Genomic DNA, 26471 nt, shown 5'->3' with positions numbered 1-26471 from the left:
CCTTTGCTGAGTTTCGCTGTGCAAAAGATACAGCCTTTATGGTTTGATCGCAACTATTTTTTTAATAAATAATTCAAGATTTACTGACAAATCCACTTCCACAGGGGATGGCTTGGCCCTTGTTGACGTATCCGAAATACCTGTTTTTCGAGACGTTCCTTGTCTTGCTGCGGTAGTCCAAATAGGATATTGCGACTTTGCCAAACCAAAACAGCAACCGTCATGCCAATGCAGAAAGCTAAACCAAGGGTAGCAAATGGATGGAAATAAAGCCCGTATCTGACAGCTACCCAAGTAAAATATTGTCTCCACAAAGCAATCTCTTCACGTAGACCCCACAAGCACCAAGGCGCAATAGTCAGCCAGAGAAAACCAACAAATAGCCATCTTCCATATACTGTGAGTCGATGTAACTTTTGTACTTGTTTTACAAATTTCATATCAGGATTATCACTGGGATATAAAGTTTCCGGTTCATCCATAGGCGAGGGAGGTGGGGAGTGTGGGGAGATGGGGAATAAGTAGTTTAAAGAACAAGTAACTACTAACCACTAACTACTAACAACCAACAACCAACAACTAACTATTCATGGATTCTGAAGTTGAGGAAACAACAGGTTGGCCTTTGCGTTCTCGCCATAAAGCTAACAGAGTACTAGCTATAAAAATACTGGAATAAGCACCCATCGTAAAACCAATAATTAAGGCGAGGGAAAAGTTCTTCAGGGTTGCTCCACCAAATAGGAAGATCGCAAATAATGTTAGTAGGGTTGTTAAGGTTGTGTTGATGGAACGTGTGAGAGTTTGGTTGACTGCATCATCGACAATCTCAGCGATCGGATGATTAGGGTTGATTTTCAGTGTCTCCCGAATCCGGTCATAAATTACCACGGTGTCATTTACAGAGAAGCCTGTAATTGTCAATAAGGCGACAATAAATAGACTATCTACCTCTATACCTGCTACTAAGCCAAGAATCGAGAAAATCCCTGCTGTTATCAAGATATCGTGGAATAGAGCAATGATCGCGAAGACAGCGTAGTCCAACTGAAACCGAAAACTTAAGTAAACAATAATACCAATAAAAGAGACTACAAGCGCAATTACACCAGTCCTAAATAGTTCTCGTCCAATTGTCGGTCCAACAGTATCTATTTGGGTTTTTTGCGGGTCAAAAGTGCCAATTTTTTCACTGAGGGCGTTTTGTAACTTGGTACGTTGCTCTACATCCAGGGTTTTTGTGCGGATTAATACACCGTTGTCTTTGCCTGTATCCTTGTCGGCGATAATCTGGATACTGCTGTCACCAAGTCCTTGGGCGTTAGCTACTTCCCGAACTTCGTTGATATCAATGGCTTTATTACAGTTATCTGGGTTTGTACAATCCCGTTCAAACTGCAAACGTGTACCACCAACAAAATCTAGACTAGGGCGCAGAGGTGCGCCTATTTGTTGCCAGGAAATCACCATTGAGATGATTCCAGCAAGAATAATGATCGAGGATATACCCCACCATAGCGATCGCGATTTGTTAATACTCAGTTTCATCGCGCCACCTCCGTCTTGTTTGAGGCTGACACACCAGGACAGTATAGTTCTGGTTTCTTTAAGGAAGGAATAGAAATTGCCAAGAACATGAACGTCCGACTACAGGTAATGGCTGTGAACATACTTACCGCTACACCTAAAGCAAGGGTGAGGGCAAACCCTTTAACTAAACCAGATCCCAACCAAAATAGGGCAGCACATGCAATCCAGGTAGTGACGTTACTGTCCAAAATACTAGAAAAGGCGCGGTAAAAGCCTGATTCTACTGAACGATATAAAGTTTTGCCTGCTCGCAATTCTTCCCGTGTACGCTCAAATATAAGTACGTTGGCATCAACTGCCATACCAATACTGAGGATAAAACCTGCAATTCCCGGTAGGGTGAGTGTAACCCCTAACAAAGCAAAACTAGCCCAAGTCAAGAGTGCGTAAATTACTAGTGCTATGTCAGCAATTACTCCTGGTAGTCTGTAGTAAATCACCATAAATATGAGAACTAAGATCAGACCACCAACACCTGCCCAGATGCTGCTTTGGATACTATCTTTACCTAGAGTTGCGCCTACTGTACGAATCTCACCAATTTCTACTGGTACTGGTAAAGAACCACCCTTGAGTTGTACACCTAATTCGTTTGCTTGTTGGGGTGTAAAGTTACCAGTAATAACAGCACCACCGCCAGTAATACCTGTGGCTGCAAATTCCGGTCCGACTACGGGAGAACTAATCAGTTCATTATCCAGAAAAATCCCAATACTGCGACCTGTACCAGCGAGATTTTTGGTAAGTTGGGCAAAAAGTTCGCCACCTTTTTGATCAAAGCGAATGGCAACTTCCCAATTATTACCTGAGGTTGGTTCGCCACGGGCATCTTTGAGGTATTGACCAGTGAGTGGCGGGTTGGTACTTTCAAATAGTTCAGCGATCGCTTTGCTATTATTTTGCAGCGCTTCTCTATTTTTGGCGATCGCTGCGGTATCGTTAGAGTTTTTTAATTGTTGCTGTTGTAGTTTAAGTTCTTGTTGGGAAGTTCGTAAAGCAAACAACTGAGTTTCTGTATTTGGTTTTTGTTGGCGAAATTCTAACTGTGCTGTACCGCCTAGTACTCTTTCTGCTTCCTCTGGATCGTTCACTCCGGGTAGCTGCACTAAAATCTTGTCTTCTCCAACTGTTTGAATTACAGGTTCAGAGACACCAAGACCATTTACACGGCCTTCCACGACACTTTTGACAGCTTCTAATTCTCGTTCAGTAATTCGTGGAATTTCTGGCGTTGGCTTCACCTGAATTGTCAGTTGTGAACCTCCCCGCAAGTCCAGTCCTAGCGGTATAGAAATTGTGGCAATTACCGCAATGGCGGCAATTACCATCACTAAAATTAGGGCTAATAGCGATCGCTGTCTTTGCATACCATCACTCGCTTCGACAAACGCTATAATAGCGCTCTTTGATCAGTTATGAGTGAAGAGTTAAGTTTTTAAATGTTGGTTGTTGATTGTTCCCAACAACTATGAACTACCAACAACCAACAAGTTGTTCTAGACTCGCAAAGCCATCATTTTTTCTACAGCTTCGACAATTTGTTCCGGTTGAACAATTGTCAATCTCTCCAACATTCCGTTGTAAGGTGTAGGAATATCTTGGGAAGAAAGCCGTAGTACAGGTGCATCTAATTCATCAAAAAAGCGCTCGTTAATTGAGGCAATTAATTCTGCGGCAATACCTCCTGTTCTCATACATTCTTCGACGATAATGACTCGATGAGTTTTGCGTATGGACGCCCCAATCGTTTCCATGTCTAAGGGTTTAAGAGATATTAAATCAATGACTTCTGGGTCATAACCTTTTTTTTCCAAACTTTTCAAAGCTTGTGTGACATGATGACGCATCCGTGAATAAGTGAGGATTGTCACGTCTTGACCACGACGCACAATTTCTGCTTTATCTAGGGGTAATAGGTATTCTTCTTCTGGTAGGTTTTCTTTTAAGTTGTAAAGCAGGACGTGTTCAAAAAATAGGACTGGGTTGTCATCGCGAATAGCAGATTTCAGCAACCCTTTGGCATTGTAAGGTGTGGAACAGGCAACAATCTTTAAGCCAGGTACAGCCTGAAAGTAAGCTTCTAAACGTTGAGAATGTTCAGCACCAAGTTGACGCCCTACACCCCCAGGGCCACGAATTACCATCGGAATTTTAAAGTTTCCGCCGGAGGTATAGCGTAGCATTCCGGCATTGTTGGCGATTTGGTTAAAGGCAAGGAGCAAAAAACCCATATTCATGCCTTCGATAATCGGTCTTAACCCGGTCATTGCTGATCCTACTGCTAAGCCGGTGAAGCTGTTTTCGGCGATCGGGGTATCTAAAACTCGCAGTTCACCGTATTTTTGATACAAATCCTTTGTCACTTTGTAGGAACCACCGTAATGTCCTACGTCTTCACCAAGTACAAATACCGTGGAGTCACGCGCCATTTCTTCATCAATAGCTTCCCGTAAGGCGTTGAAGAGTAGTGTTTCTGCCATTCGACCTCTTATGCATTATTGTTCTAGAATCTTATCGTGCTTCTGCTGTAAATACGGTCAGCGATGCTGCTGTTCTCAAATATGTGTAAACACATCAATTTCTTGGCTAACTTCAGGTATATCTCAAACTAATGCTCTTGGAGTGACATACAAATTGCTATGCAACATGGTAAATTGCTGCCACAGCGATATTGTAAGTCTATTGCTAATACTTAGCTCAACACAAAGTTTTGTGTACCAGCTTTAACAGTTATCAGTTATCAGTAAACAAGCTGGATAACTGTTTACTGATCTCTGATAAATGATTTAATTCTGGGACAACCTGACAAAAGACGTCTACAACACCCTGTTATATCCTGTCCGCTTGAATACTTGTAATGTCGCGTGGGCTAGTAATTAGTAATGGATAATTGGGGTAATTGGTGAGCCAGCGACTCTTACGCAGGAGGTTCCTCCCCAATCCCCACCAGGGAACCGGTGAGTCCCCCATGAGCGACTGGCGTAGACGCCCGCTTTCTCGGCTTCAAGTTCAAGGAAGAGTACCCGTAAGGATAATCGGTAATTAAGATACTGATGATTTTCCCATGCCCAGTGCCCAATGCCCAAAAACGAAGCATAATATCGTAAGTAATTAGCCGAACTAGATATAACTATGGAGTATAAATTTTATCAGTTAATTACATTATTTTCCCATAAATCTTGAGATATTAATATCTATGATCATCGTAAGCTATAACCGTATTTCAGCAGCAGGTGCATCAGGCATAGGAGTTACCTGATTTAATTGATTGTTAGGAAATCTCCTTGGTCTTCCTGGTTTGCGTTTATGTCGCTGGTTGATAGATTTTTCGCTTGCTGCTGCTAATTCTTCTGGTGTGCATTTGAATAGTCGCAACGCTTCTAAGTATTTTTTAGGCGTCATTGTGGGTTCTGTACGCCCTGCTTCCCAGTTGCGAACGCTAGTTTCACTGATTGCAAGCCTGAAGGCAACCTCTGCACGGCTAAGCCCCGCGCGTTCTCTCAGGACTTGCATATCCATACCTAAATGCTCCCTTTGATAACTATATGAATACATTTATTAAATCAATTGACGTAAAAAAGCCAACTAAGAACTATATTATTAACTATATTATTTTATAGGTAATCGCTGTACCTGCTGACAAGCAGACAAACCAACTTAATAGAAGTAATACTGACGCTAAAACAATAAAACTTAGTGGTTCATCGCCTTAGTTTTGAGGAGTTCGTAGCGAGCGATTCAAGTACTTTGGGGTTTAGGACTAAAGTCCTTACTACGAACTTATACAGCCATTATGATTAGCGATCGCCAGTGAGCAATCATTCTTCCCAGGGTACAAGAAAGCAGATTGATCCCACGGATAAATCCAAAATCTAAAATCCAAAATAGTCTGACCTTCGCTAGCCATGATTTAAAAACGATACCCTGTAGAAAATATTGAAGGGAAGAGAGTAAATGGCTGGAGAGTTAACACTGATTGTCGAAATGGTAACAGTGTTGGGGGTTGCGGTGAGCGGAGGGTATCTGGTAAGTCGTTTGCATCAGCCCGTGTTACTTGGATATTTGCTGGGAGGTATAGTTGTCGGGCCTGCGGGGTTAAAGCTTGTTACACTTGAGGGGGATATTCAAGTGCTATCCGAAGTTGGGGTAGCCTTATTATTGTTTGCTTTGGGTGTTGAGTTTTCTCTCAAAGACTTATTGCGCTTAAGGGTAATTGCCCTTGGTGGTGGATCGCTGCAAATCATACTCACGATTCTACTTGCAGGAGGACTCGCCTATCTGACAGGTTGGGTCGAGACAGTTCCAAAGGCGATTTTCCTGGGTGCAGTTCTTTCCCTGTCCTCAACAGCAGTCGTACTCAAAAGTTTAATTGAGCGGAATGAAGTCCAAACCGTGCATGGGCAGGTTATGCTGGCAATTCTGATTGTCCAAGACCTTGGCTTGGGATTGATGTTAGCAGTCTTGCCTGCGTTAACTCAACCGACCAATATTATTGGTATTGCCTTATTGACTGCACTGCTCAAAGTACTACTTTTTCTCAGTGGAGCAATTTTAGTCGGAAGATGGGTTATTCCGTTCCTAATTAGATTAATTGCTCAAAGTGGATCTCAAGAGTTATTTCTGCTCGGAATTTTAGTGCTTTGCTTGGGAATTGCTCTATTTACCTACGCCATCGGTTTGGGTATCGCTATGGGTGCATTTGTGGCAGGGCTAATGATTTCCAACGTGGAGTATGCTGATCATGCCCTTGATCGGGTTCTGCCGATGCGAGATGTGTTTGCGACTCTGTTTTTTGTTTCAATTGGAATATTGATTGATCCTGGTTTCCTGCTGGCAAACGGCTGGATATTAATCGGGTTAATAGCGATCACTATGATCGGTAAAGCAGCGATCGTTGCATTGATTGTCAGGGGGTTCGGCTATTCCTTAAAAACGGCACTTACGGTTGGTATTGGTATTAACCAAATTGGGGAATTCTCCTTTGTGTTAGCAGGTGTTGCTCAAACCCAAGGACTTTTTTCCTCCAGACTTTATGGATTGACTGTAGGAACAACAGCTATCACATTATTGCTCGCGCCTTTTATGCTAAAGGCAACGCCGTATCTGCTTCAGTGGTTGGAACGGCTTCCCGCCCTGAGTCCATTTTTGCAGTTAAACCATTCCCCTCGCTTAGTTGGGTTGGAGGAAGAACTTGCCAACCATGTGGTGGTAGTGGGATATGGTCGGGTGGGGCAAACTCTCGTGAGGATGCTATATTTTCAGGGACATAAAATTCTTGTTATTGATAATAATGAAGCAGCTCTTCAAACCTTGCGGGAGCGAAGGATTCCCTATCTTTTTGGCGATGCTTCCAGTACGTTGGTGTTGGAAAAAGCCAATCTTACTCAAGCCAAAGCAATGGCGATCGCTCTACCAGATCCGATGGCAACTCGATTAACTTTAAAGCGTGCCTTGAGTTTAGCACCAGATCTGGATATTATCGTCCGTGCCCATGTGAATGAAGAAATTGATTCGCTTTACCAGTTGGGCGCTCAAGAGGTGGTGCAACCAGAGTTTGAAGCTTCTCTGGAAATGGGCGCACATATGCTTTTGAAGTTGGGCGATTCTACCTATGCAGTGCAGCAAGTTGTGAATCGTTATCGTCGTGGACGGTATCGGGACATTTTGCCAGAACGTTCAGAGTACTGGGGTGCAGCTGATCTGGATGTGGCGATCGCAGGACTACAACGCCACTGGTATACCCTACATTCAGATTCTCCTTTAGTGGGGCTGAGCCTGGCTCAAACTAACGCGCGCCGTTTAACTGGAGCCACTGTGATGGCAATTGAACGCAACAAAAAACTCTACCGCTATCCCACAGGTGAATTCACCCTTGCATCAGGCGATCGCCTACTGGTAGTCGCCAATCCCCAAGAGCATGTGGCGTTTACAAAACTCCTGAAAGGCAATAAATAATATCTCACACTTGAGCTGAGCGATCGCCTAATTCGGATCAGGGCGTTTGTTTAACTATTGCGATCACTTTTATCAAACAATAGTCTGAGATTCTTTTAACTGTTCTCTAAGAATTAATCCTGACCAAAGTGTGAATCCCAAAATTGCTAAACCTATTAACCCGTCCATCACAATAAATGCATCTTGATTGAGAATTCAGACATACTTCCATAAAAGTAATGCCCTAAGCTATCTAGACCAGAAAATGAGTAGATAACTAAACACAGGTATGCAAACCAAAATCTTCTACTTTTGTATAACCAATAACCAGTAATACCAATTACTGTCCAAACTATCCATGCAATATAAATTGAGGGTGGAGTGATCCAATCAGGCTGGGGATATTGCTCAATGTAGAAATAATTATCTGTAAAATGAATAGCTGTGGAAACCATACAGGCAATAAGCAGAATTTTCAGCAAAAGTTGATGTTTTATTTCAGGATTCATGGGTTCTTAAACTCTCTCATTATGAATAAATTAAATTAATAGATTAAGCTTCAGTTTCAGTGCTTGCATCTAAGTATGGAACAAATAAAGCGCGTTCCTCTGGGTAAAGTCGCCTTGGACGCATAGTTTGCTTATCAACGAACAATCCTTTTTGTAGCCCCTCAGCCGCCAGCACTTGTTGACTGTTATGGAAACGAAACTGCATGATAGCAGAAGCATTTCGCAGTTCAGACAGCCAGAGTTCTATTTTCACGCGATCCCCTAGATACAATGGCGATTTATAGGTAATACTGGTATGAACTAAAACTGGTACAAAACCCTGCTGAAAAATTTCATGGGTCGCCATTCCCACAGTTTCTAATAGCTTAGTTCGTCCTATTTCCATCCACTGGATATAAACAGCATTGTTTACGTGTCCAATGAAATCAATTTGATAAGAATAAACATCCAAGTCAAAAGCAATTTTCTGCATGTCTACTTTTCATAAGGAAGCACTAAGTAGGGTAAAAGTCACTTATCAGTGACAAGTTATCATAGTCACCAATAACTGACAAGTAGATCAGAACAATTCATAATGCGTGATAAAGAGGAAACTAAAGCTCGAATTTTAGCGGCGGTGGGTAAACTGTTGGCAGAATCGGGATTTCAGCAATTGGGCGTGAATGCGATCGCTCGTGAGGCTGGTGTTGATAAAGTATTAATTTACCGATATTTTGATAATTTGCCATCTCTACTGCAAAAGTTTGGCCAAGAGGGAGACTATTGGATCACTGCTGAAGCACTGATTGGCGATGAAACAACTGCTGATGCGGAGTCTCTAGCAGATTGGATGATCTACTTGTTACTAAGATTGCTAGATGACTTAAAAGAACGACCAATTACACAAGAGATAATGCGTTGGGAATTACTAGAAGGCAATGAATTAACTCGTGAACTAGCCAATGTGCGCGATTCTATGGCCTTAGATAGTCTTAATTTTCTCAAACACAAGTGTTCGTTCCCTCAAGATCAAGATATTCCTGCAATCAGTGCTGTTTTGGTAGCAGGAATCGTCTATCTAGCGCTACGTACTAAAGTTAGCAAAACATTTATGGGCTTGGATTTCAGTTCACCTACAGGTTGGAAGCGAGTTGAGGCGGCGATCGCATCGCTGATTCAATCCACTGTAGCTAATCAAAAAAGTCTCTAGTTGAGGATGAGGAGGGCGATCACACTGACAATAATCTCACGCCCAGACACCAAGATACATAAGATTTACTCTGCACCTTTGCGCCTCTGCGTGAGATTAAAAGCCAATTAACCAGATGAAATTTTGTCGCCCGATGGCCAAACCACCGCTTACCCCAGCCAACGCGCTGCGTCTTTAGCGTGGTAGGTTAAAATTAAATCTGCACCAGCCCGCTTAAAGCCGGTTAAAGTTTCCATAACTACGCGCTGTTCGTCAATCCAACCGTTAAGGGCTGCGGCTTTGACCATAGAATATTCACCGGAAACGTTGTAAGCAGCCACAGGTAAGTTACTTGCTTGTTTCACCTGCCAAATGATATCCATGTAAGCTAAAGCTGGCTTTACCATCAGCATGTCAGCGCCTTCGGCGATATCCAACTCAATTTCTTTGATGGCTTCGCGGGAATTACCGGGGTCCATTTGATAAGTGTGGCGATCGCCAAACTGGGGTGCTGAATCTGCTGCATCCCGGAATGGGCCGTAGTAAGCGGAAGCATACTTGGCTGCATAGGATAAAATTGGTGTGTCTTGGAAACCAGCTTCATCCAAACCAGCGCGAATTGCTTGCACAAATCCATCCATCATCCCCGAAGGCGCAATGATATCAGCGCCTGCTTTGGCTTGGGAAACGGCGGTTTTCTTGAGTAGTTCCAGGGTGGGGTCATTTAAAACCCGTCCGGTCAAGTCACCAACTTGCAGATAGCCGCAGTGACCATGACTGGTATACTCACACAAACAAGTGTCAGCAATGATGATCAAATCTGGTACTGCTTGTTTCACCGCAGTTGCAGCTTTCTGGACAATACCGCAATCATGCCATGCACCTGTGGCATCGACATCTTTATCGGCTGGAATACCAAACAGAATAATTGCGGGAATTCCTAAGTCGTAAACTTCTTTTGCCTCTTCGACAATTTTGTCTATCGAAAGCTGATAGACGCCAGGCATGGATTTGACTTCGTTGGCGATCGCTTCACCTGGAACAGCAAATAGAGGATAAATCAAATCGCTGGTGGTAAGAACAGTTTCACGTACCATCCGGCGGAGTTGGGGATGGGTACGTAGACGGCGGGGTCGATGAGTTGGAAACATAAATTTTTATGAAGAAAAAATACAAATGGACAAAAAACAAAGCGTCACAAACTTAGGGCTAAATCCCGTTTCAGAAGGACACACTACAAACAGCGCTTAACTGTCCTCTGCCCCACAGCCTTATCGGCAGTAGGGCAATTTTGTATTTTACAACTTGCTTGTCATTTATCTTCTAAAAAAGACAAGAAAGTATACGAAAGTCGTCATCAAAATATTTATAGATGAACCTGATGGAAAATTAGTGATGAGATAGGTGTGAGGCGCAATGGTAATTGGTCAGACAATTTTGGATTTTAGATTTAGAATTGATCCCAATTAGGGGATTTGGAAGCTTGTACCATCTAGTAAATTTTGGTCATCAAAACACAGCCTATAACCCATTATCGGTCAGTGATGACTAGGTATTGGCAAGCCAAGCCACCTATTTATTTTAGATATTCATTGCTGACTTCGATGCAACCGGATAAAAATCAATATTTCTGCTAAAAAATTCGGAAAATGAAGGGATAACGAAAAGGTTTTTCAGTATCACTTAAAACATGAAAAAGTGCCCAAATTGTTAATCCCCAGTGAACTAAAAACCATAGACCTGCCAGAGGTATCAGCAAACCTAAAGTTACCCAAATCAACACGCCAATAATAGCTCCATAAAACCAGACATTAAAGTGAAAATTAATGGCTTCTTTGGCATTTTCTTTCACTACAGGATCGTTAGTTGCAAAGAGGATGAAAATTGGTATACCAATCGAGACTAATGTTGTACTCAAAAAGATAGCTGCATGAGAAATTGCTGATAAAAGCTTGCGCTTCTCTGTGTCGTACATTTCTCTGTTCCTTTGACTCTAATAAAGTATGAAGGATGAAGTGGGAAGTGTGAAGGATGAACTATGAAGTATGAAGTGGGAAGTGTGAAGGATGAACTATGAAGTATAAATGACTATTTTGAAATATCAGCCTTGATCTTTCATCCTTCAGCCTTCTGCCTTTCCTACATAAAGACCCTATCATGAGCATCGTTGTTCTAAGATGAAAAGACTCGCTAAAGTTGGAAAAAGCTAAGTTAAATTTAATTTACAAGTAGATACAGTTATGTCAACTGACCTTGAGTTAGAACTTCATAATGCAGTTGAACTTCGTCGCAATTTTGCGATTATTTCTCACCCTGATGCCGGTAAAACTACACTGACAGAAAAACTACTTTTATACGGAGGTGCTATTCACGAAGCTGGTGCAGTCAAAGCACGACGGGCACAGCGTAAGGCTACTTCTGACTGGATGGCAATGGAACAACAACGGGGTATTTCAATTACTTCGACTGTGTTGCAATTTACATATCAGAACTGCCAGATCAATTTATTGGATACTCCTGGTCACCAGGACTTCAGTGAAGATACGTATCGGACTCTGGCGGCAGCAGATAACGCAGTGATGCTGATTGATGCTGCCAAGGGTTTAGAACCCCAAACACGCAAACTGTTTGAAGTCTGTAAAATGCGGGGTATTCCCATTTTTACTTTTGTGAACAAGCTTGACCGTCCGGGACGGGAACCCCTAGAACTGCTAGATGAAATTGAGCAAGAATTGGGATTGCAGACCTATGCAGTCAACTGGCCCATCGGTATGGGCGATCGCTTTAAAGGTGTCTTCGACCGCCACAAACAACAAATTCACCTGTTTGAACGCAGCGCCCACGGTAGTAAAGAAGCGGTAGATACAGTTGTTGATTTGGGTAATGCCCAAATTGAAGAACTTTTAGAACAAGACCTTTACTATCAGCTCAAAAACGACTTAGAACTGTTAGAAGGGGTAGGACCAGACCTAGATTTAGATTTGGTACACCAAGGCAAAATGACGCCTGTTTTCTTTGGTAGTGCCATGACTAACTTTGGGGTTGAATTATTCCTCAAGTATTTTCTAGAATACGCCCTCAAACCAGGTCCACATCACAGTAGTGTGGGTGAAGTTTACCCCGACTATCCAGAATTTTCTGGGTTTGTGTTCAAACTCCAAGCCAATATGGACCCTAAACATCGCGATCGCGTCGCATTTGTGCGTGTGTGTACAGGCAAGTTTGAAAAAGATATGACGGTCAATCACGCCCGTACAGGCAAAGTTGTCCGTTTATCTCGTCCGCAAAAACTCTTTGCCCAGGAACGAGAATCTATTGATGTCGCCTATCCAGGTGATGTGATCGGTTTGAATAATCCTGGTGTTTTTGCAATCGGGGATACAATTTACACTGGACAAAAGTTAGAGTATGAGGGCATTCCTTACTTCTCTCCAGAGTTGTTTGCCACTCTGCGCAACCCCAACCCATCCAAATTTAAGCAATTCCAAAAAGGTGTTTCAGAGTTGCGTGAAGAAGGGGCTGTACAAATTATGTACTCCGTGGATGAAGCCAAACGCGATCCGATTTTAGCTGCGGTAGGTCAGTTGCAATTCGAGGTGGTGCAATTCCGCTTAATAAATGAATATGGAGTAGAAACCATACTAGATTTGTTGCCCTACAGCGTTGCCCGTTGGGTAGAAGGTGGTTGGGAAGCATTGACCAAGATCGGACGCTTGTTCAATACAACCACAGTCAAAGACAGTATGGGTCGCCCTGTTTTACTATTTCGTAATGAGTGGAATTGCCACCAATTACAAGAAGATCATCCGGATTTGAAATTAAGTGCGATCGCCCCGGTGTTTTCTAGTCAACAACCACTAGTTAACAGTTAGTGATTAGTGGATAGTGGTTAGTGGATAGTGGTTGATGGTTAATAACAATTACCAATTACCCATTACCAATTACCTACTAACTACTAACTACTAACTACTAACTACTAACAATATTTAGTTATTGGAGTGCAGACTATGCCTTCACATTCTGAACCATCTTTGAAGGCTGGTTTAACCGCCCTTAAACAAGGAGATTACCAAATAGCAAAAGCTATATTAGAAGCTATAGCAGGTAGCGAAAGCGACCGCACGGCAGTTGTTCAAGCTGAAATCGGCTTGGTTGTGGTTTATGCGCGTATTGGTGAAGTTGCAGCAGCGATTGCATTATGCGAGACTTTAGTTCAAAGCGAACGTCCGCAAGTTAAAGAATGGGCAGAACGTTCTTTAAAACAAATTAGAAAACGTTATCAAACCGAGGATACTTCTACAACTGATGCCACTGGATTTATCCCCTTGGAGGAAAATTCAACAGTAACAAGATCCCAGATGGAGTCTCAAAAGTTGGTGAGTAGGGAAGATGAAAATGAAGAAACATCTCTTTCCCAAACACCAGCCCGTAGCCTGCGAGTACCTACAATTCACGGAAATCAGACACGTGGTTGGCTGGCTTCAGCATCTTCCACACCCCGTACCTCTGTACCAAAAACTTCGTCTTTGCCAGTTCCTCCACCGCCCAACTCCCACACTGCTGTTAACCAGGAAAAAGTCAAACCACCCACAATATACTGGCGACAAGCTAAACGCGCAAAAGTGTGGCAGCCCTTGTCAAAGCGAGGCTTAAAGCTATTATGTTTACTCGAAGTTGGAACGTGTATAGCGCTGTTTTGGGTCATCAAAACGCTGCTGGTGTTGGTAATGAGATTTATCAACGATGCTTTTGTGAAACTGCCTTTTTTAGAGCCACTCCAGCTTTTATATAGAGATCCTACACCTGTGTTGCTGGTTGTGATTTTTGTCCTGTTTTGTTTATCTCCTTGGTTGTTGGATCGATTACTGACAAAGTTTTACGGTCAACGACAATTAGAAAAAGATATTTTGCAACGGCACAGTAAAGAGACAGTACGGGTTTTACAACGCCATTGCAAACAACAGGACTGGCAGACACCAAAACTATTTCTCCTACCAATCACAGCACCGATTGCTTTCTGCTATGGGAATTTACCTCGTACAGCCAGAATTGTAGTCAGTCAAGGGTTATTAGAGCAACTAACAGATGATGAAATCGCCACAATCTATGCTAGTCAATTGGGACATATTGCTCACTGGAATTGTGCAATTATGTCTTTGTTACTACTACTAACAATTCCGATTTACCAGCTATATCAGTTATTAGGGCAGTGGGGAGATGCAAAAACACAACCTGTGTGGCGTGGGATTTTTGCTGTGCTAACAAGTCTGGTTTACGGTTTGTGGTGCTTGCTGACAGGAACTGGTTTATGGTTGTCCCAGCTGCGACAATATTTTTGCGATCGCGTGGCGGCGGAAGTGACTGGTAATCCCAATGGGCTTGTTCGTGCTTTACTCAAAATCGCTATTGGTATTGCTGGTGATGTCCAAAAACAGGAACATACCAGTTGGCAGTTAGAAAGCTTAAATATAGTTATACCTGTAGGCTATAAACAAAGTCTGTGTTTGGGCAGTATTGCAGGTCACACTACTTTTGAATCTTTTTTGATGTGGGATTGTCTCAATCCTTACCGTTGGTGGTTTGTAATTAATAGTACTCATCCTTTGATTGGCGATCGCGTCAAACGCTTGTGTAAATTCGCTCGTCTTTGGCATGTAGAACCAGAATTATATCTTGAAAGCCCACAGCCTTTAAGAATTAAACGTCAATCTTTTTTATTACAAATTGCCCCTTGGTTGGGAATTCCCTTAGGTATTGCCTTTGGGGGTCTAATCTGGTTAATTTGGCAAACTCTATTCGCGCTTAAACTTTTAAATTTGAAATGGATTTACGACAACTGGAATTTCATCAAGGGCTGTATGCTTATTGGCTTTAGTATCGGCATCTTGTTACGAATAAATTCTTTCTTTCCTAATATTAAGCTTGCCACTGTCCAAACGGATGACCAACTGCCTGAGTTGTTAACTAACCCAGCTGCTCTTCCTATTGATAGCATCGGTGTACGTGTCGTCGGTAAGTTATTAGGCCGTCGGGGTACTAACAACTGTTTGGCACAAGATCTAGTCTTGCAATCTCGCACAGGTTTAGTGAGACTACATCATATTTCTTGGTTGGGGCAGCATGTCAACCCACAGGAATTGATCGGTCGTCAAATTACTGTCACTGGCTGGTTTCGACGAGGGGCAATACCTTGGATTGATGTTCAAACTCTACAAACTCAAAGCGGAAAAGTCGTCAATAGTCCTCACCCCATCTGGTCTATTGTCTTGGCAGTGGCGGCAGAGGTTTGGGGGGCATATATTCTTTTAAGAGGTTAGTAGTTAGTAGTTGGTAGGTAATGGGTAACTGGTAATCGGTAATGAGTAATCGGACATTGGAAATAATCAACCACTAACCACCAACAACCAACAACTAATAACCAGAAATGTAAACAAACATTGCAAAAAAAATCCGATTCTGTTACATTTATTTACATAAACTAGAGCAGCCAAGTTTTATTAGCAAGCCTGGTAATGAAACTTGCCTGCGAACCCTAATCCATCCCCTTTTCTCCTTCTAACACAGCAGCAAATTAACCAGCCTATGGCTGGTTTTTGTTTCCAAAAAGTCAAACTTAAAAAAAAATGTATTTTATGCTACGATGCTCTCATGCAATAGTCGGAAATGTCCGTCCTAAGCTAGCTACGTAGAAAATACCGTGATAATGTAAGAAATGGTGTTTAATTCTTTGGAACAAGGGCGTTGAAGTCATTTCCTGTCGTCAGCAGTAAGTTGTAAGATTCATAAATTCTTAGAATAAAGGTATTGTTAGCGCAGTGTACGCTTTTGTATTCAATAGGCTTAATTTTGGGAAAAAACAGTATTGTAATAGGTTAATAGTTTGGAGTAAGAAAGTAGGTTTGTGGCATTGTTATTCAATAGCATCTATCAAAAGCCGAAACCAAATTACTGTTTTTTGCCTAGTAGTTTTTCAATTAACTCTGGAGGTTAGTCCATGTCCGTTCGCCTATATATAGGCAATTTGCCTAAAGAAGAAATAGATCGTCAAGAACTGCAAGCAGTTTTTGCAGAAGAAGGTGATGCTGTCACTACTAAACTAATTAAAGACCGCAAAACAGGCAAATGTCGTGGCTTTGGTTTTCTCACGGTAAATAATGACGAACAAGCAGACCAGATTATTGAAAAATATAATGGTCAATTGTTCAAAGACTCTCCCATTAAATTAGAAAAGGCATTACCTCGTACTAAGGGAGAGGATAATGAAGAACAATCAGTTCCCAAAGCTGCTAATCAAGCTGGTGGTAACGCTAGTGCTAGCACACCGAGAGAAAACAAAAAATCTAAAAAGCCTCGCCGTGGTGGTAGTTCCAAAGAAAGCGCCCCAACTGGTGGCGATACAGAAGCTATTCGTCCAGATCCGCGTTGGGCTTCTGAGTTGGAAAAACTCAAACAAATGTTGGCTGCACAAACTACAACTTAATCTACCAGTAGAAGTCATTAAAAATTAAAAATTCAAATTTGCTTTGAATTTTTAATTTTTAATCATCTACCCCTAAGCTATCTGAAAAATAGGAGCTAGGGGCTGGTTGCTGTTTGAGACATTTACTTATTCAAGAGGAATATGCAGCCATCGTTGTAAGTATGATCGCAAATTTTGGGTGAATTGTGAACGTTGTTCGTGTTTTTCTGTGCGAATTGGCTTGCGTTGTTGATCTAACATCCAGCCATAATCGCTACTCAAGCGTAGTTTATCCTGCCAATCCGAAATAGAGACAATCAGACTAGGTGCAGGAGTGTTATCTGCGCCTTGAACTCTGAACACGTAATTAAATGTGTTTTGTTTACCAGGAGCAACAGTCGAGGGTTGGCCACATTCTGCCAAAAGTCGCGATCGCACTTGTTCCACCAAACCAGGTTTATCTATTTCTTCCAATGTGCGAACTGCTAGAGTCAGAGCAAAGTAAAACTCTTCAACGGGAATAAATTCTAATTCCATAAGGTTAATTTACTAGACGGGTAGTCTGTATCTTTTACGATTACTTTTTAATTTTGCTACAGCAACTATTCGTTAGTATTGACTATGACAATAGGTAATAGAAAAATAATATGTGTAATTAATTGTGTCTGACTACTTATTTCTCTGATTGAGCATAGGAAGAATCTATAGTTACAGGTAGATATATTAGGTATATTAATGATTGCGTAATATTTGAAGAAGGCAGGAGGCTCAGTTGGCAGAAGGTTCAATGTTCTTGGGGGATTCTGACCCCCAGTAATTGTAGACCACCAAATCGCAGATTTGGTGGGGGTCTTAAACCCAATTTGGTCAAGGTAAAAGGCATACCTTCAAACTTTTCTTCCCAACTGAGCCTCCTGCCTTCTGCCTTGCCCGAAGGGCAGATAAATAATTTTTATCATTTACTCAATTTTCATAATTCAGTTCTTGCGTTTAGCCCTAATGGTTTGAAATAGGGGCTATTTCAACTAAGTCTGCCGCTATGTAAGAAACCAAAGTCAAGATTTTTAGCGCACTGAGGTGGGTTTTGTATATATTTTGGCATTATATAACTTAAGTAAAAATACTTAAGTTATTAATATTTTAAATAACGATTATTCTAATTTCTTATAAAAAAGACTAAAAATTATCTTAATTATCTTCTACAAATGCAATGCAATCTTAGCAACGCTCAGTAAAAAACTTAACTTTGCTTATAGATACCATCAAATAAAAATATTACCAATTACGTATAAACAAAATGAATGAAAATATGTAATTTAGCAGATTACTTCTGGCAGAAGATGTATAAAAATCTTAGTCATATTAAATTAAAATAAAGATTACTTAAACTTTCCACATGATTGAGGTACAAAGGCAGGCGAAATCTCAAACTTGCCTCACACCTCGTTCAATTCAAAAACCAACAAACTATGAACTCTAGAACTGAACAACGCATTGCCTTAATTTCAGTACATGGCGACCCAGCAATTGAAATAGGCAAAGAAGAAGCTGGAGGGCAAAATGTTTATGTGCGCCAGGTGGGTGAAGCACTAGCCCAGCTAGGGTGGCAAGTTGATATGTTTACTCGCAAAATAAGCACAGAGCAAGACACTATTGTTCAACATCGTCATAATTGTCGAACAATACGATTAGAAGCGGGTGCTGTGGAATTTGTCCCTAGAGACAATTTATTTGGAAATTTGCCAGAATTTGTGGATAATTTTCTCAAATTCCAAAGAGAAAATGGAATTACATATCCATTAATTCACACAAACTACTGGCTCTCTAGCTGGGTAGGAATGCAGTTAAAGAAAATTCAAGGCAGTAAGCAGGTTCATACATACCACTCATTAGGAGCAGTCAAGTACAACACTGTCAAGACTGTTCCTCTAATTGCCAGTACAAGGTTAGCAGTGGAAAAAGAGGTATTGGAAACAGCAGAACGGATTGTGGCAACAAGTCCACAGGAGAAAGAACATATGCGATCGCTTGTTTCCACAAAAGGTAACATTGATATCATTCCCTGCGGTACTGATATTGAGCAGTTTGGTTGTATTAGTCGGCAAGCAGCAAGAGTTCAGTTAGGGCTTAACCCCGAAGACAAAGTTGTTATGTATGTGGGGCGTTTTGACCCCCGTAAAGGTATAGAAACCTTAGTGCGTGCTGTTGGAAAGTCTCAATTCCGTGGTGATAAGCATCTCAAGCTCATCATTGGCGGTGGAAGTCGTCCAGGGCAAAGCGATGGAATGGAACGTGAACGAATTGAAGGTATTGTTCACGAATTGGGAATGAGCAACTTTACCATTTTTACTGGACGTCTGAGTCAGGAAATTCTACCTTCTTACTATGCTGCTGCTGATGTTTGCGTTGTCCCCAGTCACTATGAACCATTTGGACTAGTAGCAATAGAAGCAATGGCTAGCAATACACCAGTAGTAGCCAGTGATGTTGGTGGACTTCAGTTTACTGTCGTATCTGAAGAAACTGGTTTGCTAGCACCACCACAAGATGAAGATGCTTTTGCTGTGGCAATTGACCGAATTCTTGCCAATAGCGAATGGCGAGATCACTTAGGTAAAGCTGCCAGAAAGAGAGTTGAAAACAAGTTTAGTTGGAAAGGTGTGGCGACTCAACTTAGCGAATTATACACCCAGTTACTGCAAGCAAAAGTTGAAGAAGAAGAACCAGTATTGCTGAGTTCATAATTTTTTAGTCATTAATAATGGGTAATTAGTAATGGCAAAGAAGTACTTTTTGTTCTTTCTATTTACCTATTAGTATAAACTTGTGCTGTCTTTCATCCCGATGCAAAATATTGGGATGAAAGATATATTGTTAAATATTGAAAGCTAGAGAAAACTACGGTTTGCTTCAATTATAGTTAACGAATTACAGAGAATACAGCAGAGTGCAGAAGTATAAAATTGAATCGCTCGCAAGTCAATCAGCAAACAGTGAACAATAACTGATAACTGTAAAAGTGGGATACTGCGCTAACTAAATCTATCGTAATCAAGTAAAATCAAGTATTTTTACATAAAAGCTAAAAAAATAATTGCAAGAGAAATATCTAAAAGTTTGAAGATTTTCAGTATTTTCACCAACTATCGAAAAGATTTTATTAATTTCCAAAGTTTCTGTAAACTGAAATACTTTTCCTCGACATTTAAGAAAACTAGATTATAAGTTGTAATAACTACAAAGAATATTTTGCATAAAGCAAAAGATGCAGAAATCTACAAAAATCTGCATTACTTGTTTTTGTGTGTGTTGAGACAAAATTTTCTTTGCTTGTTTGATTAGGCATAAGCTATATCAATAAACAACATCAGAGTGTAAATCTACCTATATACAGCTAGAGAAAAATCGTAAATTTCAGGAGATAGTATGCGCTATTTAAATAAATATATAAATCACAGCAAATCTGTATTCGTTTTGGGAATAGCAACCTTGGGCTTACTGGTTGCAGCTAACCCAGCCAAAGCTTTTACACTTACTTCTTTGGTATCTCAAGATGCAGATACAGATTTTGATGATTACGATTTTAATGCCATGCTTGACAGCAACCAGTTTAAAGAACTTTTTGTTGCTGAAGGACGAATTGGTAACAACAGTACAAACACCGCAGAGCGTGAATTAGGTATTAATAGAGATGTAAGAGATCCTGACCCTAATTTAGCTGGTAAACCTGTGGCTCAAGATCAGTTTGTCTGGGGAAATGGTACGCTGTACGATTTAGTTCTGGAGTATACAGGTTCTCGTGTTAATTACATTGTTGGAGGTAAAACTCTCACTAGCACAGCTTTTAGTGGTTCTGTAACAGATATTTTCTTCCGTACTCGTGCTGCTAATAACAGCACTATGACCCTAAGCAACTTCGCCATCCAAAGCTTAGATCAGAATGGAAATCTGCTAGGAAATATATTTAATATTGGGAGTTTATCTTCTATTGGTCAAGGTAGTAGTGATATAGACTATTTGCAACTCAGCAATATATCTACTCCTTTCCGACTCACTGGTAAAGTCTCAATGAGTTGGACTGGTGCAGCACCTAGTCGTTCTAATTTGGCATATCAAATCAAAGTTGGCACTTCTCCCAAGAGGGTACCAGAACCTGCCACAGTTGGTGCTATTTTCTTAGCTGGGATTGCAGGTGTGGGGTGCAGTAAAAGAAACAAACAGACTCAACAGGTTTAATACCGTTTTACTTTAAGCTGATACATTCGACAACCAGCAGACAAGAAAGACAAGGGGGAAGATTGATATCCAGCATTTTGTGAAATGGTATTAAGAGGATTATGATGTTAAATTAACGTTTTCCTAAAACTCAATTGCCGTTAACATAAAAGATGCATACCGATAGAGATATATTTATTCGGTGTGCATCTCTTGTTTTCAAGAGCTATGTAAACCATCGAAGTTACTTGAGCGAAAAATTGTTGTGCAAACATTCGACTTTACCACTCTCACTGCTGTTTGTAGCGACATCCGTGCTCACTGGTTGCCATCGCGCTTGGAACAAGTTTATCAGCGCGATCGCTATACTATTTCTATAGCGCTACGTACTCTCAAACAGCGCGGTTGGCTAGAGATTTCCTGGCATCCTCAAGCAGCGCGTCTGCACATAGGTGATCCACCACCGCGCTTACCAGATACATTTACCTTTAGTCAGCAACTAGTTCATCAGTTGGGTAATTTAGCATTAGTGGCAGTTGAGGCGATCGCACCCTGGGAACGCGTTATTGATTTGCAATTTGCTCGTCGTCCAGGAGAAGAACCTTTGTATCACCTGTATGTAGAAATTATGGGTAAATACAGTAACGTTATTCTCACTGATGCGAATAACATGATCATCACTGCGGCTCACCAAGTTAACCAACAAAAATCAAGCGTTCGTCCTATCCTCACTGGACAGCCTTATGAAACACCACCCAGTCTAACTAATGCTACACCTAGTTTGAGCGAATCTCAACAACGCTGGCAAGAACGAATTAGTTTGATACCAACAGCAATCAAGCGGCAGTTGTTAAAAAACTATCGTGGTGTTTCTCCAGCATTAGTACAGTCAATGCTTTTGGCAGCAAATATAGATCCAGAAACAAACACTGATACCCTAACACCCCAAGATTGGCAGAGACTTTTTGCACGTTGGCAAGAATGGTTGCAAGCTTTAGCAGAGGAAAAATTTCAACCAGCTTGGACAACTGAAGGATACACAGTTCTTGGCTGGGGTGGAATTGAACCAACAACAGATATTCAAGAACTACTCAACCGCTACTACACAGATCAACTCAATCAACAAACTTTCTCTCAATTACGGCATCAACTGACTCAGAAAGTCAGTAATCTTTTAGAAAAATTGTGGTTGAAGGCACAAACTTTTGAGCAACGCTTGCACCAATCTGATCAAGCCGATGAATACCGCACTCAGGCTGATTTGTTGATGACATACCTGCAAAAGTGGAAACCGGGTATGAAGGAAATTACCCTTCCTGACTTTGAAACTGGTAAACCAGTAAAAATTGCCTTAGAACCAGATAAAACTGCTGTACAAAACGCTCAATATCTCTATAAACAGCACCAAAAACTCAAACGCGCTCGCGCTGCTGTAGAACCACTATTGGCAGAAGTAAATGCTGAAATCGAATATTTAGAACAAGTCGAAGCAGCGATCGCTCAAATAGAGAATTACACAACAACAGATTTGCAAGCCTTGGAAGAAATTCGTGAAGAGTTAATTCAACAGCAGTATTTAGAAGATCAAGAATACCGCAGTCGTAGTCATAGCGAGACTACTGATAATTTTCATCATTACCGTACCCCTAGCGGTTTTGAAGTCTTGATTGGTCGTAATAATCGGCAGAATGACCAATTAACTTTCCGTATCGCTAACGATTATGACCTGTGGTTCCACACTCAAGAAATTCCAGGTAGCCATGTATTACTAAGACTAGAACCCGGTGCTGTTCCAGACGAAGCAGATTTACAATTTACTGCTAATCTGAGTGCTTATTACAGTCGCGCTCGTCAAAGTGACCAAGTACCAGTAGTTTACACTCAACCAAAGTATGTCTATAAACCCAAAGGAGCGAAACCGGGAATTGCTATTTACAAGCAAGAACAAGTTATTTGGGGACAACCACAATTAGTTAGTGGTTAGTAGTTAGTGGTTAGTAGTTAATAGTTAATGGCTTACTACCCCACCCTTACCTTAAGCCGCTTGCGCGTCTACACACTCCCCACACTCCACCCTGCCTTAAGCCGCGCAAAGCGCACGGCAGATGACGCCTCTTTCTTTATGCCGGGAGAAAAGTCCACCGCACTGCCTCGTCTACACACTCCTCACCTCCCCATCCCCGATCCCTATACAATTTATCTAAATTCTTTTTTTGACAAAAATTAACTAAAAATCTGTACTGACTGTTACAATCTTGTTATCAAAGTTTGCCCGTTGCATTTTGGAAACGCGATGTTTGGGTTTTGCTCTACATGAGAAGAGAAAATAAAGGATAGCCTTGTTAACAGACCAGCCTCATACGGCTGGTTTTTTTATATGCAGCTGTTAAGCTTGACAAACTTAATTTAATGAAAATGACGAGTCAAAAGTTTTTCAGTAACTCCTACATTCACTTTCTGACCACTCCGTTATATTCACTATATATTTTCTTACTATTAGTTGTGACAAGGCTTTAAAATTTTGGTTTTTAAGTATATTTTCTCTAAAGCTTTTATTAAATCATACAATGTTTATAAATTTATTTAAGTATTTTTTCTTAAAAAACAATGAATTTAGTTTCATAAAATCCTTTGAAATAGATAGTTTTATTGGCTCTTTAAAGAAGATTCTGAAAATATATTTTTTCAAAAAACTTAGCTAAAAAAGCTACGCATTCTTTGTGTCTATATGCCAGGGTATGGATGATGAAAAACAACAGAAGGAGAAATCTATGTCTAAATTTATTAAAAGCTTTTTAGCAGGAACATTACTCACAGTTGGATTGGCAATAGCCGATGCAGTTCAAGCTTCGGCTGCTGTAGTTCAATCTTCTGCTACTACAATGTCAGCAACTCTCACAGCAGACAACCATTACGGACTCTTTACTGGTAATGGAGATGGTAGTGTATTAAATTTTGTTGGTCGCAATGAAAAGGGTCCAGGTGGTAGTCCTGGGACATACAACTGGTCGCAAGCTGAAACTTGGACATTTGATATTAATCCTGGGGAGTATATTTACACTGTCATTTGGGATGATGCAGCTGTTGCAGAATCTTGGATTGGTGAATTTACGCTACCAGATGGAACAAAATTGCTTTCCGACCCCAGCAGTTGGGAATATATTGTTGCTCATGGTAGTAACCCAGGTGATTGGGGTGATGTTCCATCTAACTCAGAACTAAATACAGAAATAGCTAATGCTCAGTGGATAGGCGCTCAAGCAGTAGGGCTAAATGGTAGTGGTCCTTGGGGAACAATTGCTGGAATTTCTTCTAATGCCAGTTTCTTGAACGTTTCCAATCCTGGTAGTCAGCATTACACAATTTTTAGAACTAAATATGCGCCTATTGCAGCTGCAGCTGTACCTGAATCAGGTTCTACACTTGGTTTAGTAGCAGTTGGTGCTGTGAGTGTAGGGTCATTGGTGAGACGGAAATCTAAGATAGCTTAATACTGATATCTTGAAACACTTGAAAAAATTTCATATAAATCTTTAGGAAATTAAAACTCAGTATAAATATTGAGTTTTAATTTTTTAATTATACCAATTTGAAAAAAGAATACAACACATGGATTATATAAGACCCCACCCCAACCCTCCCCTTAGCAAGGGGAGAGTGCCGTTAGGCGGGTGGGGTTATCTCTCGCAAACATTATTTGAATTGGTATTACAATTGCCGAAAAATCATAAAAATCGCTCTAAAGCAACCGCCTTAGAACGATTATCTAGATATTTTACCTGTCTAAAAAAGTTAGAAACTAAAGGTAGTTCTGAGTGCGCCAATGATCACATCATCATTGTCACTATTATGGTCCGGCGCAGTTAGCCAAATCACACCTGGGGTTATGCTAATATTTTCGCTCACCTGATATTGGTAGAAAGCCTCGAAGTGATATGAGGTATCTTCGTCCTCGTCGATTTGATTGATGCTAGAACTTGTAACTTTCGGTTCCATGCCGACAATGATACCCGCTAAGCTGCCTTGGCTACCAAGGTCAGGAAATCCTAGAGTTACTGCCCAGTTCCAAATATCGAGCTTACCACGATCAATTGTTCCTCCTTCTGTAGATAAGTTTCGAGCGTTGGTGTAACCAACCCAACCACCCAAAACAAAATTATCACTAAGTTTATAGGATGCTTGTAGACCGTAGGAGTTACTGGAAAAAGGTACACTCACCGGTTCTGGTTCTCCAGGAACATCAGGGGGAGGAGTCAGCTGAGATTCAAGGAAAGAGATAGGATTGGCACGTGTGCTACCAGCACCTAGTTCCTGATTATAGGCATTGATGTAGGTTAAGCCAACAGTAAGGCGATCGCTCGGCTGAAAGGTTAGCTGTGCTAGTGCGCCGTAAGGTCCGTTGAATATACCGTTACCAGCAGACGGATCATTGGGCGAACTCCCCAAATACGCTAAGCTGAGTGCTAATGCATCACCGAAGTTTTGAGTAATACCCAAACCCGCACCATCCATTTGGTAATAAATTGGGTTACGTGTACCAAAGGTTGATAAAGCACCAAAAGCACCGTCTCCATCAAACAGGTTAACTGTATTTGTGACGTCGTCGGCTGCACCTGCATTGGCAATAGCAATTACCTCAGTACTATCACTTAGTGAAAATTTGTAAAACAATGCATCTATAAAAGCATCAGTTGTCCCATCCTCACCAGCAAAAAACAGACTACCTTCTGATGTGCCAATATCTGGGTTGAGAATGTTATTTGCTTGAATTCTGGCAAATAGAGTATCTGACCCTGTAAAGCTAGTATTAAATTCTACACGCGCCCGCGCCCCAAGGGTTGTATTGTTATCTTTAGCATCCACACCATTGACATTATCTCCTCCCAGAACATCGGTAATTGCCATTACCACTTGTCCAGTTAATTTGGTGGTGGTAGAAAATTGATTTGCTTCCAATTCTGCGGTGTGTGCTTCTAGTGTATCTACACGACCCCGCAAAGTCGCCAACTCTGCGGAAAATTCTTCTTGCAATCTTTGTAATGTGGCTAAATCTTCTTTTGTTACCAACTCTGATGTGGCGGTAGCGATGATTTCGTTGACGCGGTCTAAACATGCATTTAAACCTGCGGCAAATTCATAACGCGTCATCGGCCGATTACCGCGATAAGTACCGTTTGGATATCCAGCTATACAACCGTAGCGTTCTACTAGTGATTGTAAAGCTTGAAATGCCCAGTCTGTTGGTTGTACATCGGACAATTGAGAAACCGAAGTTACTTGAGATTGAATATTGTTGTTTTCAACTTTTTGCTTAGGAGTGACTACCAACTGTGGTTGGGTGTTTTCTGAAGTATTGATCGTTTCTCCAGCTAATGCAGTCGCATCAACAAGTAGGATTGCACCGAGAATCGCTGGACTAACCAGCAAAGATTTCCAGAATTTTTGCATTTTTCCTCACACTAAACTTAAAAAGCCATGCAGAAAAGAAACTACTAGCACCCTAGCCAGAATACTCATCAGCGCTAAAGCGCTAATTACAAACCATTGGTATTTTTTTGACAGGTTACATATCCGCTTGCTGACAGCAGATTTATTA

General features: G+C 41.2%; 21 protein-coding genes. 10 read left to right on the top strand and 11 right to left on the bottom strand.

Features of this window, described 5'->3' with window-relative positions; all coding sequences use genetic code 11:
- Positions 1 to 80: 80 nt before the first annotated feature.
- The 5 genes from RS893_RS25845 to RS893_RS25825 form a co-directional block, all read right to left on the bottom strand.
- Complete coding sequence (locus RS893_RS25845) at positions 81 to 482, bottom strand: hypothetical protein (RefSeq protein ID WP_315788475.1); 402 nt, start codon at positions 480 to 482, stop codon at positions 81 to 83.
- 97 nt (positions 483 to 579) lie between these two features.
- Positions 580 to 1548: a protein translocase subunit SecF gene (secF, locus tag RS893_RS25840; protein ID WP_315788474.1), complete on the bottom strand. Its 969-nt coding sequence runs from the start codon at positions 1546 to 1548 to the stop codon at positions 580 to 582.
- Complete coding sequence (gene secD, locus RS893_RS25835) at positions 1545 to 2957, bottom strand: protein translocase subunit SecD (RefSeq protein ID WP_315788473.1); 1413 nt, start codon at positions 2955 to 2957, stop codon at positions 1545 to 1547. Before secD ends, secF begins: the two co-directional genes overlap by 4 nt.
- Before the next feature lie 129 nt (positions 2958 to 3086).
- Positions 3087 to 4070 (bottom strand): alpha-ketoacid dehydrogenase subunit beta, encoded by a 984-nt coding sequence (locus tag RS893_RS25830; protein WP_315788472.1) that lies wholly within the window; start codon positions 4068 to 4070, stop codon positions 3087 to 3089.
- Positions 4071 to 4800: 730 nt separating this feature from the next.
- Positions 4801 to 5109 (bottom strand): helix-turn-helix transcriptional regulator, encoded by a 309-nt coding sequence (locus RS893_RS25825; protein ID WP_315788471.1) that lies wholly within the window; start codon positions 5107 to 5109, stop codon positions 4801 to 4803.
- Positions 5110 to 5544: 435 nt separating this feature from the next.
- Here RS893_RS25825 and RS893_RS25820 point away from each other — a divergent pair, with 435 nt between their 5' ends.
- Positions 5545 to 7545, top strand: a complete 2001-nt coding sequence (locus RS893_RS25820; RefSeq protein WP_315788470.1) for a cation:proton antiporter — start codon at positions 5545 to 5547, stop codon at positions 7543 to 7545.
- A gap of 167 nt (positions 7546 to 7712) precedes the next feature.
- Here the strand turns inward: RS893_RS25820 and RS893_RS25815 are convergent, their stop codons facing one another.
- A complete protein-coding gene (locus tag RS893_RS25815; protein WP_315788469.1) occupies positions 7713 to 8033 on the bottom strand; it encodes a hypothetical protein in 321 nt (106 codons plus the stop codon).
- A gap of 43 nt (positions 8034 to 8076) precedes the next feature.
- Positions 8077 to 8505 (bottom strand): thioesterase family protein, encoded by a 429-nt coding sequence (locus RS893_RS25810; protein ID WP_315788468.1) that lies wholly within the window; start codon positions 8503 to 8505, stop codon positions 8077 to 8079.
- 102 nt (positions 8506 to 8607) lie between these two features.
- On the opposite strand from RS893_RS25810, the gene RS893_RS25805 reads away from it, so the two are divergent.
- Positions 8608 to 9222: a helix-turn-helix domain-containing protein gene (locus RS893_RS25805; RefSeq protein ID WP_315788467.1), complete on the top strand. Its 615-nt coding sequence runs from the start codon at positions 8608 to 8610 to the stop codon at positions 9220 to 9222.
- A 149-nt stretch (positions 9223 to 9371) separates the two neighbouring features.
- Here RS893_RS25805 and hemB read toward each other — a convergent pair whose 3' ends face one another.
- Positions 9372 to 10352: a porphobilinogen synthase gene (hemB, locus tag RS893_RS25800; protein ID WP_315788466.1), complete on the bottom strand. Its 981-nt coding sequence runs from the start codon at positions 10350 to 10352 to the stop codon at positions 9372 to 9374.
- A 482-nt stretch (positions 10353 to 10834) separates the two neighbouring features.
- A complete protein-coding gene (locus RS893_RS25795) occupies positions 10835 to 11176 on the bottom strand; it encodes a DUF4870 domain-containing protein (RefSeq protein ID WP_315788465.1) in 342 nt (113 codons plus the stop codon).
- A gap of 265 nt (positions 11177 to 11441) precedes the next feature.
- Between RS893_RS25795 and prfC the strand changes: the two genes are divergently transcribed.
- The 3 genes from prfC (at position 11442) to RS893_RS25780 (ending at position 16681) form a co-directional block, all read left to right on the top strand.
- The gene (prfC, locus tag RS893_RS25790) at positions 11442 to 13073 is read left to right on the top strand and encodes a peptide chain release factor 3 (protein WP_315788464.1); all 1632 of its coding nucleotides are present in this window, start codon (positions 11442 to 11444) and stop codon (positions 13071 to 13073) included.
- A gap of 135 nt (positions 13074 to 13208) precedes the next feature.
- A complete protein-coding gene (locus RS893_RS25785) occupies positions 13209 to 15518 on the top strand; it encodes a zinc metalloprotease HtpX (protein ID WP_315788463.1) in 2310 nt (769 codons plus the stop codon).
- Positions 15519 to 16195: 677 nt separating this feature from the next.
- Positions 16196 to 16681, top strand: a complete 486-nt coding sequence (locus tag RS893_RS25780; protein WP_315788462.1) for an RNA-binding protein — start codon at positions 16196 to 16198, stop codon at positions 16679 to 16681.
- A gap of 126 nt (positions 16682 to 16807) precedes the next feature.
- Here the strand turns inward: RS893_RS25780 and RS893_RS25775 are convergent, their stop codons facing one another.
- Complete coding sequence (locus RS893_RS25775) at positions 16808 to 17197, bottom strand: hypothetical protein (RefSeq protein ID WP_315788461.1); 390 nt, start codon at positions 17195 to 17197, stop codon at positions 16808 to 16810.
- Between the two features lie 932 nt (positions 17198 to 18129).
- Here RS893_RS25775 and RS893_RS25770 point away from each other — a divergent pair.
- The 5 genes from RS893_RS25770 to RS893_RS25750 all read left to right on the top strand — a co-directional run bounded on the left by RS893_RS25770 (position 18130) and on the right by RS893_RS25750 (position 24366).
- A complete protein-coding gene (locus RS893_RS25770) occupies positions 18130 to 19404 on the top strand; it encodes a glycosyltransferase family 1 protein (protein WP_315788460.1) in 1275 nt (424 codons plus the stop codon).
- A 682-nt stretch (positions 19405 to 20086) separates the two neighbouring features.
- Positions 20087 to 20896, top strand: coding sequence for a choice-of-anchor W domain-containing protein (locus tag RS893_RS25765; RefSeq protein ID WP_315788459.1), 810 nt, complete (start codon positions 20087 to 20089; stop codon positions 20894 to 20896).
- Between the two features lie 244 nt (positions 20897 to 21140).
- Positions 21141 to 22859, top strand: a complete 1719-nt coding sequence (locus tag RS893_RS25760; protein WP_315788458.1) for an NFACT family protein — start codon at positions 21141 to 21143, stop codon at positions 22857 to 22859.
- 27 nt (positions 22860 to 22886) lie between these two features.
- A complete protein-coding gene (locus tag RS893_RS25755; RefSeq protein WP_315788457.1) occupies positions 22887 to 23102 on the top strand; it encodes a hypothetical protein in 216 nt (71 codons plus the stop codon).
- A gap of 544 nt (positions 23103 to 23646) precedes the next feature.
- Complete coding sequence (locus RS893_RS25750) at positions 23647 to 24366, top strand: PEP-CTERM sorting domain-containing protein (RefSeq protein WP_315788456.1); 720 nt, start codon at positions 23647 to 23649, stop codon at positions 24364 to 24366.
- 301 nt (positions 24367 to 24667) lie between these two features.
- On the opposite strand, the gene RS893_RS25745 is transcribed toward RS893_RS25750, so the two are convergent.
- Positions 24668 to 26323 carry an iron uptake porin gene (locus RS893_RS25745; protein ID WP_315788455.1) on the bottom strand — a complete coding sequence of 552 codons (1656 nt, stop codon included), beginning with the start codon at positions 26321 to 26323 and terminating at the stop codon, positions 24668 to 24670.
- Positions 26324 to 26471: the final 148 nt, after the last annotated feature.

The organism is Fischerella sp. JS2, from assembly GCF_032393985.1.
GTDB lineage: Bacteria > Cyanobacteriota > Cyanobacteriia > Cyanobacteriales > Nostocaceae > Fischerella.
This window is presented reverse-complemented; position numbering and strand designations above follow the sequence as displayed.